Annotated in this window: 13 protein-coding genes; 8 read left to right on the top strand and 5 right to left on the bottom strand. The window is 53.0% G+C overall.

Annotated features, from left to right (window positions below):
* Positions 1 to 36: 36 nt before the first annotated feature.
* The 4 genes from rlmB to htpX form a co-directional block, all read right to left on the bottom strand.
* Entirely contained in the window at positions 37 to 786 is a 750-nt protein-coding gene (gene rlmB / locus H3L95_RS01020) for a 23S rRNA (guanosine(2251)-2'-O)-methyltransferase RlmB (protein WP_003757497.1), read from the bottom strand.
* A gap of 91 nt (positions 787 to 877) precedes the next feature.
* The gene (locus H3L95_RS01015) at positions 878 to 1,186 is read right to left on the bottom strand and encodes a branched-chain amino acid transport AzlD family protein (RefSeq protein WP_003757495.1); all 309 of its coding nucleotides are present in this window, start codon (positions 1,184 to 1,186) and stop codon (positions 878 to 880) included.
* Complete coding sequence (locus H3L95_RS01010; protein WP_040668299.1) at positions 1,183 to 1,893, bottom strand: AzlC family ABC transporter permease; 711 nt, start codon at positions 1,891 to 1,893, stop codon at positions 1,183 to 1,185. Before H3L95_RS01010 ends, H3L95_RS01015 begins: the two co-directional genes overlap by 4 nt.
* A 308-nt stretch (positions 1,894 to 2,201) precedes the next feature.
* Entirely contained in the window at positions 2,202 to 3,041 is an 840-nt protein-coding gene (gene htpX / locus H3L95_RS01005; protein WP_003768141.1) for a protease HtpX, read from the bottom strand.
* 459 nt (positions 3,042 to 3,500) lie between these two features.
* Between htpX and H3L95_RS01000 the strand changes: the two genes are divergently transcribed.
* From H3L95_RS01000 to H3L95_RS00965, 8 genes are all read left to right on the top strand, one after another.
* Positions 3,501 to 4,160 carry a DUF1287 domain-containing protein gene (locus tag H3L95_RS01000; RefSeq protein WP_003757490.1) on the top strand — a complete coding sequence of 220 codons (660 nt, stop codon included), beginning with the start codon at positions 3,501 to 3,503 and terminating at the stop codon, positions 4,158 to 4,160.
* 376 nt (positions 4,161 to 4,536) lie between these two features.
* Complete coding sequence (locus H3L95_RS00995; RefSeq protein ID WP_003757488.1) at positions 4,537 to 4,977, top strand: DNA polymerase III subunit chi; 441 nt, start codon at positions 4,537 to 4,539, stop codon at positions 4,975 to 4,977.
* Between the two features lie 130 nt (positions 4,978 to 5,107).
* A complete protein-coding gene (locus H3L95_RS00990; protein WP_040668294.1) occupies positions 5,108 to 5,941 on the top strand; it encodes an FKBP-type peptidyl-prolyl cis-trans isomerase in 834 nt (277 codons plus the stop codon).
* 189 nt (positions 5,942 to 6,130) lie between these two features.
* Positions 6,131 to 6,757, top strand: coding sequence for a phosphoribosylglycinamide formyltransferase (purN, locus tag H3L95_RS00985; protein WP_003757480.1), 627 nt, complete (start codon positions 6,131 to 6,133; stop codon positions 6,755 to 6,757).
* Between the two features lie 36 nt (positions 6,758 to 6,793).
* Positions 6,794 to 7,831, top strand: coding sequence for a tetratricopeptide repeat protein (locus H3L95_RS00980; RefSeq protein ID WP_040668291.1), 1,038 nt, complete (start codon positions 6,794 to 6,796; stop codon positions 7,829 to 7,831).
* A gap of 54 nt (positions 7,832 to 7,885) precedes the next feature.
* Positions 7,886 to 8,554: a DUF3108 domain-containing protein gene (locus H3L95_RS00975; RefSeq protein ID WP_040668290.1), complete on the top strand. Its 669-nt coding sequence runs from the start codon at positions 7,886 to 7,888 to the stop codon at positions 8,552 to 8,554.
* A gap of 412 nt (positions 8,555 to 8,966) precedes the next feature.
* Complete coding sequence (locus tag H3L95_RS00970) at positions 8,967 to 10,358, top strand: alanine/glycine:cation symporter family protein (RefSeq protein ID WP_182096184.1); 1,392 nt, start codon at positions 8,967 to 8,969, stop codon at positions 10,356 to 10,358.
* 180 nt (positions 10,359 to 10,538) lie between these two features.
* On the top strand, positions 10,539 to 11,795 hold the full coding sequence (locus H3L95_RS00965; RefSeq protein ID WP_003757469.1) for a D-amino acid dehydrogenase: 1,257 nt from the start codon (positions 10,539 to 10,541) through the stop codon (positions 11,793 to 11,795).
* A 325-nt stretch (positions 11,796 to 12,120) separates the two neighbouring features.
* On the opposite strand, the gene znuD is transcribed toward H3L95_RS00965, so the two are convergent.
* Positions 12,121 to 14,409, bottom strand: coding sequence for a TonB-dependent zinc receptor ZnuD (gene znuD, locus H3L95_RS00960; RefSeq protein WP_003757465.1), 2,289 nt, complete (start codon positions 14,407 to 14,409; stop codon positions 12,121 to 12,123).
* Between the last annotated feature and the right edge of the window lie 253 nt (positions 14,410 to 14,662).

Below are 14,662 nucleotides of genomic sequence, written 5' to 3'. Positions count from 1 at the left end.
TTTTCAGACGACGTTTTTTATTCACAAACCTAAGTCCTATTTTTCTGCTTTCAACACTCTTTGCCGGCGCGTTTCGCTCAACACCATGCCTGCGCTGACGGAGACGTTCATGCTTTCGACCGTGCCGAACATGGGTATCGACACCAGCATGTCGCAATGTTCGCGCGTCAGGCGGCGCATGCCTTCGCCTTCGTTGCCCATCACCCATGCCGCGCTGTCGGGCAGGTCGCAATGGTAGAGGTCGGAATCGCCGCCCATGTCGGTGCCGATGATCCAGATGCCGTATTCTTTCAGCTCGCGCAGGGTGCGGGCGAGGTTGGTTACGGTGATGTAGGGGACAGTTTCCGCCGCGCCGCAGGCGACTTTGCTGACGGTGGCGTTCAGCCCCGCGCTTTTGTCTTTCGGCGCGATGACGGCGTGTACGCCCATTGCGTCGGCGGTACGCAGGCACGCGCCGAGATTGTGCGGGTCGGTGATGCCGTCGAGTATCAGCAACAGCGGCGGTTCGCTCAGGTTTTCCAATACGTCTTCAAGGTGGACGTGGTTTTTGGAAGCGTCGATAAACCCGACCACGCCCTGATGCCGCGCGCCTTTGCTGATGGCGTTGAGGCGGTCGGCGTCGGCGAAGTGTACACGCACGTTTTCGTTTGCCGCTTTCTCCAACACGTCGCGCGTGCGGGCATCGTTTTTGCCTTCTTGAACATAGAGTTCAGTAATCGATTTCGGGTTTTGCCACAGGCGGGCGTTGACGGCGTGGAAGCCATAGATGAGTCTTTGGTTTGCCATGATTTTGCTTTATAAAAAATTTCAGACGACATTATAACAAGATAAGGTCGTCTGAAAGCAGGTGTAACCGGTCTCACTCAAACGCAGCCGCCTAGCGCATCAAATACCCCAACAACCCCGAACTGCCCACGCCGATCAACACGGTAACCAACATGGAAAACCTGCTTGCGGCAAGCACGGTCAGCGCAATAGCTATCAACTCGTGCGGCTTGTTGGACACGAAATAAGGCGCGATGACGGAAATCAACACGCAACCCGGCGCGGCTTCCATCACAATTTGTGCACGGCGGCTTAAAGTGCGATTGCGCAAGGCGAAAAAACCGATAAGGCGGGTGGAATACGTTACCGCCAGCATACTGGCAAACAGCAGGAACGACTGCCAAGAGAGCAAATCCTTCATTCCTTCTCTCCCCAAAGATAGGCGGCAAGCAGGCCGGAAATCGCACCCATCGGCACATACCAATGCCCGTCCACCGACAAATAAGTCCCGCCCGCCACAATCAGGCTGACAAACCAAGGGCGTGCCGCCTTAAAGCTTTTCCACATACCGCGCAGCAGCACCAAAAACACGGCGGGAAACGCCATGCCGAAACCCCATGCCGCGACATCGCCGAACATCGGCCCGACCGCCGCGCCAAACGCCGCAAAGCCAATCCAAGTGGTGTAGAGGATGAAACACACGCCCGCATAAAACGGCATATTGAATGCCGGCAGCCCCATCGCCTTGCGCTTTTGGATTTCCGCAAACGCCATCGCCCAGCTTTCGTCGCACATAAAAAACAGCGCGGGCATGGCTTTTTTCAGCGGCATATCCCGCATATAAGGCGCGATTGCCGCCCCCATCAAAATATGGCGCGAATTAATCATGAAGGTAACGGTAGCGATGATCAGTATCGGCAGCGGGTTTGCCCACAAGTTGACCGCTGCAAATTCCGAGCCGCCGGCAAAGTTCATGCCCGTCATCATCAGCATTTCCAGCCAACTCATCCCTTTCTGCCCGCCTTGTACGCCGAGTATCAGCGCCCACGGCAAAAGCCCGATAAGCATGGGCGAGGTTTCTTTGATGCCGCGTAGAAATTCGGATTGAGGGGAATTTGGGTGTGTCATTTTGTTGAGAAATTTAAATAGCGTGTGAAGATGAAAAATGAGGGAAGGTATTATAAGTGAAATCGTCAACAATCAGGAGTGCAAGACAAAATCGCAAACAAGGAAACGCCGTATTGATTTCAGTTTCATTTACGGGAACACCCAAAAATACAGCTTGAAATGAAAACAGCCGGATTCTGCAATATGACAGAATCCGGCTGATACAAATCAAATGAACAGGTTTTCAAGAATATCCGAAGTTGGTTGGGCTATTCACATTTTCAGACGACCTTCGATCATCTTTCCATTATTATGAATCCCTGCCCTGATTATAAAGCTTTCAGGCGGGCAATCCGGTTTTCCAAAGAGGGATGGGTGCTGAGCAAAGAATCTTTGGCATCGCTGGCGATACCCATCGCATTCATTTGCTGCGGCAAATCGCTCGGGTTGCCTTTCAAGCGTTGCAGCGCGGCAATCATTTTGGGCGCGCCGACCAGTTTGGCGGCGCCTGCATCCGCACGGTATTCGCGCTGACGGCTGAACCACATCACGATGATGCTTGCCAAAAAGCCGAACACGATCTGCAATACCATGCTGACTAAAAAATATGTGCCTTGCGAAGTGCTGCCGTCGTTGTTGCGTGCAATCATGCCGGAAACGATGCGGGCAAGGAAAACCACAAACGTATTGACCACGCCCTGTATCAAGGTCAGCGTAACCATGTCGCCGTTGCCGACGTGCGCCATTTCGTGCGCCAAAACGGCTTCGACTTCGTCCCGCGTCATGCGCTCGAGCAAACCCGTACTCACCGCAATCAGCGAACTGTTGCGCGTGGCACCGGTTGCAAAGGCATTGGGTTCGGGGGAATGGTAGATCGCCACTTCCGGCGTTTTCAGGCTCCACTGCCTCGCCTGTGCTTCCACAGTCGCCAACAACCACGCTTCCACTTGATTGCGCGGCTGTACGATGACTTCCGCACCGACAGAGTTTTTCGCGATGGATTTGGACATCAATAATGAAATGATCGAACCGGCAAAGCCGACGACGGCCGAGTACACCAGCAGGCTGCCGACCTGATCCGTACTGTGTATGCCAAGTACGGCCAAAACAACGCGGATGACGACCAAAACGGCAATATTGGTTGCGAGAAACAAGAAGATTCGTTTCACCGGGGAGATTCCTTTTTTGGGTATGGTTGGTTTATGTTTTTGATTGATATAAAAGAACAACAAAATTAAACAATATCGGAATATTGAAGTTTACTTTGCATGCTACGCTTTATATCGAAACCGGTTGGAATTCAAATTATCGGTTTGCCCTAAAATTTTCGAGCGAATTCACAATCAGGCTGTAAGACTTATACCGCATTACTGCTAATGCTGCGGTATTTTCTCAAAAAGAGGCGGATTCTAAAATGCCGTACTTGGAAAAGGTATGCAAAACCAAAGTATCATTTTGACTAAACAGGAGATTTAGCGTTAACAAAATGCCATTTTCCCCTCAAAAACGTATTGATTACCCGTCCGAATATACCTAATAAAGACCGTTACTCCTCTTTTGATTGCCACCCCACCCCGAAATCTGATAAATAACGAATATAACATTTACATTAAATCCGTGCGCAAATCATGAAACGCAAAACCTCCCTCAATCTCGTTCTTGCCAGCATTGCGGTTGCCATTGCCTTGATTACGGCTGCGGCTTTTTGGTTTTATCACAGCCCTTACGGTCCGACCATCCCACTTATCCGTACCGGCTCTTCACAATCCATTACCCAACCCGACCGCCCATCCCCGAAAATCGTCCAATCTGCGCGCAACCAAATCGGCAAGACCCTGCGTTATGACTCTGCCTATACCAAACTCAAATATCCGATGGGTGACGTACCGATGAAAAAAGGCGTATGCACCGACGTCATCATCCGCGCCCTGCGCGACCAAAATATGGATTTGCAAGAACTTGTCCATCAAGACATGAGCCGGAACTTCTCCGCCTATCCCAACCGTTGGGGCTTGAAACAACCCGATGCCAACATCGACCACCGCCGAGTGCCCAACCTCATGACTTATTTCACACGCCAAGGCTGGGCGGTACAGGATACGAATTATCAGGCAGGCGACATTGTGACTTGGGAGCTTAAAGGCAACCGTCCCCACATCGGCATCGTCTCCGACCGCAAAATCGGAGACAGACCCTTGATTATCCACAATATCGGTTTAGGAACCCGTGAAGACGACATCCTCTACCGCTATACTATTACCGGACATTTCAGGCTTCCCGTTCAGTAAATTTTCCATCGTGTTATAGTGAATTAAATTTAAATCAGGACAAGGCGACGAAGCCGCAGACAGTACAGATAGTACGGAACCGATTCACTTGGTGCTTCAGCACCTTAGAGAATCGTTCTCTTTGAGCTAAGGCGAGGCAACGCCGTACTGGTTTAAAGTTAATCAACTATACAAACAACCATCCCCAAAGGTCGTCTGAAACCCGATACTCTTTGACAAGGCATCCTGACAAGCGTACGGATGCCTGAATATTCTGACGCAGGCAGGAGGCGGCTGATCAATACATTTGATAACCAAGCCGGTAAGACGGCCCCACCATAGCCCTTTCACAACGTTTTTACTATAATCCCTCATTTCCTCCCCTGCCCCGTGCATCATGCCCAAAGCCACTTTCTACACCCACGCCGCCGACCCCGCCGCCTTCGCCTGCCGCCTGATTGCGCGCGCCATACGCGACGGCGGGCAGATATTGGTCTGGTCGGATTCCGATGAAACCATCCGCCGCCTCGACCGCGACCTTTGGCAGCAAATTCCCGAAAGCTTCATTCCGCATGAAATTTGGCAACCCGGCCAACCCATGTCGTCTGAAACACCCGTATGGCTCGCGTTCGGCGATACTTTACCCACCACCCCTGAAAACGCCACTGTCCTCAACCTCTCGCCCGACTTTTGGAACGAAGCCCCCGTCGTCCCCGCCCGCGTGCTTGAAATCGTAGGCAGCAGCTTGGAAGAGCTCGCCGACGCCCGCGAACGCTTCAGCGCATACAGAAAAAACGGCTTTACCATCGAACACCACGATATGACAGGTAAAGCCTAAAATCGAAGGTCGTCTGAAAACGGCTTTACACGATAAGCCGAAAATTTAAACAGCCTTGATTCCTTTTGATTCAAACTGGGCTATAATCCCGACTTTCTTTTACTGACCCCTTTTAAAAGACGAAAACATCATGAACAAAACTTTCAAATTCAGCGCATTGGCAATCGCCGCCGCATTGGCACTGACCGCCTGCGACAAAAAAGACGCCAATACACCTGCTTCAGCCTCTGCGCCCGCATCGGCATCCGCAGCTTCCGGCACATCTGCCGCAAAAGACGCATCCTCTATCGGCACACCGGTCCAACAAGCCAGCTACGCAATAGGCATGGACACTGGCAACTTATTGAAACAAATGAAGGATCAGGGCACTGAAATCGACATGAAGGTCTTCATCGAAGCCTTGCAGGCTTCTTACGAAGGCAAAGAAAGCAAAATGACTGAAGCCCAAGCACAAGAAGTCATGGTGAAATTCATGAAAGAACAACAAGCCAAAGCGGTGGAAAAACTTCAGGCTGACGCCAAAGCCAACTTGGAAAAAGGCGAAGCGTTCCTCAAAGAAAACGCCACTAAAGAAGGCGTGAAAACCACTGCTTCCGGCCTGCAATACAAAATCACCAAAGAAGGTGACGGCAAACAGCCTAAAAAAGACGACATCGTCGTTGTCGAATACGAAGGCCGCCTGATTGACGGTACCGTCTTCGACAGCAGCAAAGCCGGCGGTCCTGTCACCTTCCCCGTCAGCCAAGTTATCCCCGGCTGGGCCGAAGGCATCCAACTCTTGAAAGAAGGCAGCGAAGCCACCTTCTACATCCCGTCCAAACTCGCCTACCGCGACCAAGTCATGCCGGGCGGGAAAATCGGTCCGAATTCCACTTTGGTATTCGACGTGAAGCTGGTTAAAATCGGCAAACCCGAAGATTTCCAACCCGCTCCCGGTCAAGTTGACATTCAAAAAGTCCAATAAACCTGCGCTTTAACCCGATGCCCGAACCGAATCCGTTTCGGGCATTTCTGTTCTGTATATTCGCAAAACATGGTTTACCCCGTTTCAGACGACCTCCTATCCCATCAAACCCCCAATAAACCCGCGCCATAACATTGCGATTTTGTTTTGCTATACAATAAAACCTACCAACCTCCTACAACCGACGCCATGAAAAACATCGTTATCCTCATCTCCGGCCGCGGCAGCAATATGCAGGCCATCGTCAATGCCGCCATTCCAGACGCCCGCATCGCCGCCGTCCTCAGCAACAGCACAACCGCCGTCGGACTGGCTTGGGCAGCCGAGCGCGGCATCGCCACCGACAGCCTCAACCACAAAGACTTCCCCAGCCGCCTTGCTTTCGACCAAGCCATGATGGAGAAAATCGATGCCTATCAACCTGATTTGGTCGTCCTCGCAGGCTTTATGCGCATCCTCACGCCCGAATTCTGCGCCCATTACTCAAACCGCCTGATCAACATCCACCCGTCCATCCTCCCCGCCTTCACCGGCCTGCACACCCACGAACGCGCTCTTGAAGCCGGCTGCCGCGTCGCAGGCTGCACCATCCACTTCGTAACCCCCGAGCTGGACTGCGGTCCAATTATCTCGCAAGGCATCGTCCCGATCCTCGACGGTGACACGCCCGACGACGTTGCCGCACGCGTCCTGACCGTCGAACACCGCCTTTTCCCGCAAGCCGTTGCCGATTTCGTTGCAGGTCGTCTGAAAATCGAAGGCAACCGCGTATTCAATTCAGAACGCAACGCCGAAGGACAAACCTTACTCGCGTAATCCTGCCCAATGCGCAGCACCCCACAAGGAAACATCATGAGCCAAAACCGGTTGACCCTTTCGGATATCATTTCCGAATCCGACTACCGTAAACGCCAAAGCAAAGCCATCGATTTATTCAACCAAAGCCTCAAAAACAACCCCGAAACAACGCGGGCGGTATGCGATTTTGTTGTCGGAGACCCGCTCAATAACCGCTCTTTTTCTCCCGGTTTCAAGCTGCACTGCCTAAACTGGCTGATCGACCATCACTTGGACCGCTGTGACGAAAGCTACGAGCAGCATCCTGAAGACGACGGCTTTCCCGAAGGCTTCGACGATTTAATCGATTGTCAGTGGAAATTCAAATGGATCGTTCCCATGCTTGCCCGCGACCTCTTTCTCGACAAAAAGGAAATCGAGGAAGCGAACGAAACAATGCGTTACCACTATGAAAACATGCGATTCAGTCTTTCATCATTTTATAAAACCCTGATGCTGCAAAACATCCTGACCGGAGACCACGCCGCCGCCAAAGAAAATTTCCAAAAATGGCAGCAAACCGCCGCAGATGAATTTTCCGACTGCCCCGCGTGCGAACAGTCCGAGCAGGTCAATTTCTACCATTTTATCGGGCAGTACCAAAAAGCCATCGATACCGCCCAGCCCATCTTAACGGGCGAAATGACCTGCGCCGAAGTGCCGCACCTTACCTACTACCCCGTCATCGACAGCATGATAAGGCTGGGCAAATACGAGGAGGCGGAACGCCTTTTGGACGAAGCCATAGACAAAATCAACGTCGAAGAAGACGAAGAGTTCGTCCGCCTGATACCCCTCTTTTCCCAACTGGCGTACAAACTCGGACAGTCGCAACGCGCCCTCGATTTGATGAACCGGCACGGCGACACCATCATTCGACATGCCCCAAACGACAATATGCTCTATTTGGACTACCTCATCGCGCTTTCTCCTTTTGACGAAAAAGCGGCGCAACATGCCCGCGAGTTTGCCGCAGACTTCGACAAACGCAACGGCAACAGCTATTACCAAAGCCAGATAGAATTTATGTTCGGTTCGGGCAATCTCCAATAAACCCAAGCTCGTCTGAAATTCTTTCAGACGACCCAAAACAGGAGGAATGACACCATGAAAACACCCACCCTACTAATCGCCGCCGCCCTCTCCCTAAGCGCCGCAAACGCCTATGCCGCAGGACTGCCCCAATCAGCCACCCTGAAATACTCCGGCAGCTACGGCATACCCGCCACCATGACCTTCACACGCAGCGGCAACCAATACACCATCGTGTCCAGAATCAAAGTCCCGATGTACAGCATCCGCTTCGAATCCGGCGGCACCATCAGCGGCAACACCCTCCGTCCCAAATACTATAAAGACGTCCGCGGCGGCAAACTCTATGCCGAAGCCAAATTCAGCGGCAACAGCATCACTTACGGCAAAGTCGGCTCCAGCGAAACCGCCAAAACCGGCGGCACGACACTCGACCTCTTTACGCTGGCTTGGCAGCTTGCCGCCAACGATGCCCGCCTGCCGTCCGGCCTGAACATCACCAACGGCAAAAAACTCTACCCCGTCAGCGGCATGACCAAAGTCGGCAGCGAAAACTACAAAATCGGCGGCGGTACCACCACAGTCAACAAATACCGCGTCAAACGCGGCGACGACACCGTAACCTATTCGTTCGCCCCCGCCTTCAACAACATCCCCGCCGAAATCAATTACACCGACGACGGCAAAACTTATGACCTCAAACTCACATCCGTCACCATCAACGGAAAAGCCGTCAAACCATAACGGCGCCAAACCCTTCCCGACAAACGACCGTTTCCCAAAGGTCGTCTGAAACCGAACTGCACCCCAAAAGTTGGACATTCCCTCCAAACTATTAAGGTGCAGTTTTTTATCGCCAAACCATACCGATGCGCCTTTGGCGTATTTCCATCTCAAAAGCGTCCGCCGTTTTTTTTCAGACGACCTCGATTTTTCAGTTGAACCGTATGCGTTTACAGGTTGGCAACCTTAATCCACTATATTTTTCAGATTGTAAACAATATGTTTAGCCTGATTTGGCACACGCTTGAGGCATAGCGGCGAAAATCTTTTAAAAAAGAAAGATATTGTGTTCTTGAATATTCTGTGCTGAAATTACATGACACTACAAAAATAGTGGTGCGTAAAAAATATAAAACAGACAAAGGAGAAACTCATGCAATGGTTTTTAGACAACCTCAAAGCCTTTTTCGAAACCATCAGCGGCTGGGTCTGGGGGCCTGTCATGCTGGTGCTGCTGGTCGGCACGGGCATTTTGCTGACCGTCACGCTGAAGGGCTTGCAATTCACCATGTTGGGCTATGCGCTGAAGCAGGCTTTCGTGCCGTCAAAGAAGCATGAAGACGGCGAAGACCACGAAGGCGATATTTCCCATTTCGCCGCTTTGATGACTGCCCTGTCCGCCACCATCGGCACGGGCAATATCGCTGGCGTGGCGACTGCCGTAGTGACCGGCGGCCCGGGCGCGGTATTTTGGATGTGGATGACCGCCGTTTTCGGCATGGCGACCAAATACGGCGAAGGCGTGTTGGCGGTGAAATACCGCGTGACCAACTCCAAAGGCGAAATGTCCGGCGGCCCTATGTATTACATCGAAAACGGTTTGGGTAAAAACTGGAAATGGATGGCGTTGGCGTTCGCTTTATTCGGCACATTCGCTTCGTTCGGCATCGGCAGCTCCGTACAGTCCAACTCGGTTGCTCAAGCGGTTCAGACGAGCTTCGGCGTCGAACCTGTCTATACCGGCATTACGTTGACGGTTCTGACTGCCATCGTCGTTTTGGGCGGTATCAAAGGCATCGCTAAAGCCGCTTCTTTCATCGTACCCGCTATGGCGGTGTTTTATGTGGTGGGCGGTATTTCCATTATCGTCATCAATTCCGATGCGCTGGTGCCTGCCGTCAAGCTGATTTTCTCCGATGCGTTCAGCGCGCAGGCAGTGGCGGGCGGCGCTATCGGCACGGTAATCCGCTACGGCGTGGCGCGCGGCGTGTTCTCCAACGAAGCGGGCATGGGTTCTGCACCGATTGCCGCCGCAGCCGCGAAAACCGACCATCCCGTCCGTCAGGCATTGGTTTCCATGACCGGTACGTTTTTGGACACCATCGTCGTTTGTTCGATTACCGGCATCATTTTGGTGATGGGCCTGCTCGGCGCGGGCGGCGAGTTTGTCAAACCTGAATTGAGCGGCGCGGCACTGACGACCGTCACCTTCCAAAAAATGCTGCCCGGCATCGGCGGCTGGATTGTCACCATCGGTCTGATTTTCTTCGCCTACTCAACCATTTTGGGCTGGTGCTATTACGGCGAGAAATGCGCGGTTTATGTATTCGGCGAGAAGTTTGCCGGTTTGTACCGCGTCGGTTATGTCTCTTCCGTCATGCTGGGTACAGTCTTGAGCCTTGATTTGGTATGGCTGGCTTCGGATACGTTCAACGGCCTGATGGCATTGCCCAACCTGATCGCACTCCTTTTGATGATTAAAGTCATCGTCAATGAAACGCGCGACTTCAAACAAAAAGTCAAAGACGGAGCGTTGCCGCATTGATGCCTGAGGTCGTCTGAAAGGTGTTTCAGACGACCCGATATCTGTATTTATAGTGGATTAACTTTAAACCAGTACGGCGTTGCCTCGCCTTGCTGTACTATCTGTACTGTCTGCGGCTTCGTCGCCTTGTCCTGATTTAAATTTAATCCACTATATCAAACCAGTCGGCGGAGGAACAAAATGAAAGTGCTCGTTTTAGGTGCCGGAGTTGCCGGCGTATCTTGCGCGTGGTATCTGGCGGAAGCCGGACATGAGGTAACGGTAATCGACCGTGCCGAAGACGTGGCAATGGAAACCAGTTTCGCCAATGCGGGTCAGCTCTCTTACGGCTATACCACGCCTTGGGCGGCACCCGGCATTCCGGCCAAAGCACTGAAATGGCTGTTTAAAAGCCATCCTCCCCTGCTGTTCCGCCCCGACGGCAGCCTGTATCAAGTCGAATGGCTGTGGCAAATGCTGCAAAACTGCACGGCATCCTGCTATCAAATCAACAAAGAGCGCATGGTCAGGATTTCCGAATACAGCCGTGAAATGTTCCGCCGTTTTGAAGCGCAAACCGGCATGAATTTCGAAGGACGCAAAAAAGGAACTTTGCAGATTTTCCGTCAAGCCAAAGAAGTCGAAGCGGCAGAACAAGACATTAGCGTTTTGGAACGGTACGGCGTACCCTACCGTCGTCTGAAACCCGAAGAATGCGCAGAATTCGAGCCTGCACTTGCACGCGTTACCGCCAAAATTGCCGGCGGCCTGCACCTGCCTGCGGACGCGACCGGCGACTGCCACCTCTTCACCCAAAACCTGTACAAACTGTGTCTGGAAAAAGGCGTACAGTTCCATTTCAACCGAACCATCCGCCGCATCGAACACAACGGTCAGCGCATCAGCGCAGTCGAAACCGAAACAGAACGCTTTGAAGCAGATGCCTTCGTCTGCGCGCTCGGCTGCTTCAGCAGGACGGTTTTGGCGCAGTTGGGCCTCGATCTGCCCATTTACCCCGTCAAAGGCTATTCCTTGACCCTGCCCGTCAAAAACTCAGACGGCGCGCCGGTTTCCACTGTTTTGGATGAAAGCTACAAAGTCGCCATCACACGATTCGACAACAGAATCCGCGTCGGCGGCATGGCGGAATTGTCCGGCTACGACATCAAACTGTCCGAAAAACGCCGCGAAACGCTGGCTTTGGTCGTCAACGATTTGTTCCCCGAAGGCGGCGACTTGAATCAGGCATTGTTCTGGAGCGGTCTCAGACCGATGACGCCCGACAGCACGCCGCTAATCGGCCGCACCCGCTTTGACAACCTGTTCCTGAATACAGGTCACGGCACTTTGGGCTGGACCATGTCGCTGGGCTCGGCAAAATTGACCGCCGATATCGTGTGCGGCAAAGACACCGAAATCCGCAGCGACGACTTGAGCCTGTCGCGCTATCCGTCTTGAGCTTTAAACCGATAAGGTTTGAGCGGCACTATAGTGGATTAAATTTAAATCAGGACAAGGCGACGAAGCTGCAGACAGTACAGATAGTACGGAACCGATTCACTTGGTGCTTCAGCACCTTAGAGAATCGTTCTCTTTGAGCTAAGGCGAGGCAACGCCGTACTGGTTTAAAGTTAATCCACTATACAAACTCAAAGGTCGTCTGAAAACGCAATATGGTTTTCAGACGACCTTTCTCACATTCCCGCGAAACCCAACATCCCTAAAAGCAAACCTGACGGCTGCCTCTGAACACATTTAAGGTTTCGCCAGAAATCCGTCACGTTTAAAACTTAAAGTTCACGCCGCCGGTGAAGCTGCGTCCTATTTGCGGAGTGTCGGACAGGAAGCTGCTGTGGGCGTAAACGGACTGATTGAGCAGGTTGTCTGCTTTGACGTACCAATTCCACTCGCCATAGCGCGTATTGCGGCGGTAGTTTGCGCCGAGGTTGAGCATATGGTGTCCGGGCGTGCGCGTTTCGTAGCGGGCGAGTTTGTTTTGGGCGAACACGCGGTAGTAGTCGAGATGGGCATCGATGCGGTCGGTCAGCGCGGCATTCAGGTGGAAGCCGAGCCGTGCGGCGGGAACGCGCGGGGCGTTTTGGTCGGCTTGGGCGATGTAGGGACGGTTGCCGTAGGCGTCTTCCCTACCGGGCAGCGACGGGAGGTTTTTCAGACGACCTCTGACGTAGTCGCCGGAAAGTCCGATGCGGTAGCGCGGCGTGGGCTTGAAGTAGATTTCGCCTTCCGCGCCGTAGAAGTCGGCGCCGGATTGGTTGTAGCGCACGAGCTTCATTTCGCTGTCGTCTTCGATGGATTTGGGGCCCCGTCCGTCGTTTAAGGTTTGGGCGTAGATGTAGTTGCCGAAGCGGTTGCGGTAGAGTGCCAGATTGTATTGCCAGCGGTCGCCTTCGTAGCCCAGCGCGAGTTCGATGTTGTTGGAACGCTCTTTGTTGAGGTGTTTGTTGCCGACTTCAAAGGTGTTGGTGGCAACGTGTTTGCCGTGTGCGTACAGCTCTTGCGTTGACGGCAGGCGTTCCTGATGGGAGGCGGTCAGGCTGAGTTTGTGGTGTGGCGTGAAATACCAGTTGCCGGAAAGCGCGAACGAGCGGGCGGTTTGGCGGTGTGCACCGAGGTCGGGCAAGGGTTGGTTGTAGTAGTTTTCCCGATCAATCAGGGCTTTGTCGTACTGAATGGCGGCTTTTTGTTTTTCCACGCGCACGCCGCCTTCAAGCGAGAAGTTGTCCCAGTTTGCCTGTTCTACGCCGAAAAAGCTGTAATGATGCACATCGTTGTCGATCAACATCGGCTGTTGGACGGTTTCGGGAATGGCGGAAAGCGCGCTGGATTTTTGGGTGAGGTATTGCACGCCCCAACTGCCTTTCAGACGACCTATGGGCAGGTGGCGCAATTCGATGCGGGCGTTTTGCGTTTTGTTTTTGAAGAAGTTTTCCACCGCATCGCCCGCTTTTTCGTCGTGGCGGTAGTCGTTGCGGTTCAGATGCACGCGCAGGGCTTCGAAACCGGGGAGCGGCTGCTTCCATTCGGCGCGGATTTCGTAGCGTTTGTTGCGCAGGTCTATCCACGGTCTGCCGCTGTGGGTATGCGCGTGTGCATTATCGTCGTCGTGGAAGCCACAGCTCAAGCCCGGATTGTCGTAATCGATGTCTTCTTCGGTCAACAGGTGCGGATAAAGCTGCAAATAGCGTTTGTTAATCAAACTCTTCTGCCAGATGATGTCGGCGTGGCAGTCGTCGTAGAGGTGACTGTGCGCAGGCAGGCCGTAGCGGTCACGACGGTCGCTGTACGCCGCGCCGATAAAGCCTTTCTCGCCCACCCAAGACAGCCCGATGCTGCCTGTTTGCGAATCGGCATGGCTGTCGGGCAAGCGTTTCAGACGACCCTCTTCTTTGCGGTAACGCGGTACGGCGTAGTCGCCCGATTTGCGGTACAGCCCTTCCGTGTGCAACACGAAGTTTTTACCCAGTCCGACATTGATGCCGCCTGACGTGAGTTTTTCTAGATTGCCGCTGCTCAAACGCAGCCCCAGTTCGCCCGATACGCCGTTTTCAGGCATTTTTTCGGGGATTTTTCCGTCGGCAACATCCACCAGCCCCGCCACATTGCCCGAGCTGTACAACAGCGTTACCGGCCCGCGCAGGATTTCGACTTGTTGCGACAAGGCGGTGTCCACCATCAGGGCATGGTCGGGCGAGAAATCCGCCATGTCGCCCGTTTCGCCGTGATGGTTCAACACTTTAATCCGCCTGCCCGTCTGCCCGCGTATCACAGGCGCGGACGCGCCGCCGCCGTATTGCGAAGCATGGACGCCCGGCACGCCGTTGAGCGCGTCGCCGAGATTGACGGCTTTTTGCCGCAAAGTATCGCCGGCAATGATTTTGTCGGAGGCGGTTGAACTGTGCAGCAGCCCCGAAGTGGCGCGCGGATGGCTTTTACCGACGACGTTGACCGTTTCCAAGTCCACCGTCTGCTCGGTTTCATGCGCTTGGGCGAGAATGGGGGAACTGATTAAAAGAATAGATAAAACAATAGGTTTAAGCGTAGTTTGTGTCATTTTGGGTTTCCCGTCATATTTCAAATAGATTGTTATTATATAACATCACATCATTAATATGACAAGAATTCAAGGAACAAACCGCATTTGATTCGGCAAAACAGCCAAACCCAAGCCCATACAAACAGCGAAAACCAAAGGTCGTCTGAACCCAATATCTTGAAAATGATAAAAAAGACGGAAACAGCGGCAGCGCGCCATCCCCCCGTTTGCTTGGAACGAATCATGTTGCCTAAACAGCAAAAAAGGTCGT

The organism is Neisseria sicca, from assembly GCF_014054945.1.
Taxonomy (GTDB): domain Bacteria; phylum Pseudomonadota; class Gammaproteobacteria; order Burkholderiales; family Neisseriaceae; genus Neisseria; species Neisseria sicca.
Note: the sequence above shows the minus strand (reverse complement) of the source record. Positions and strands in the feature narration are given on the sequence as shown.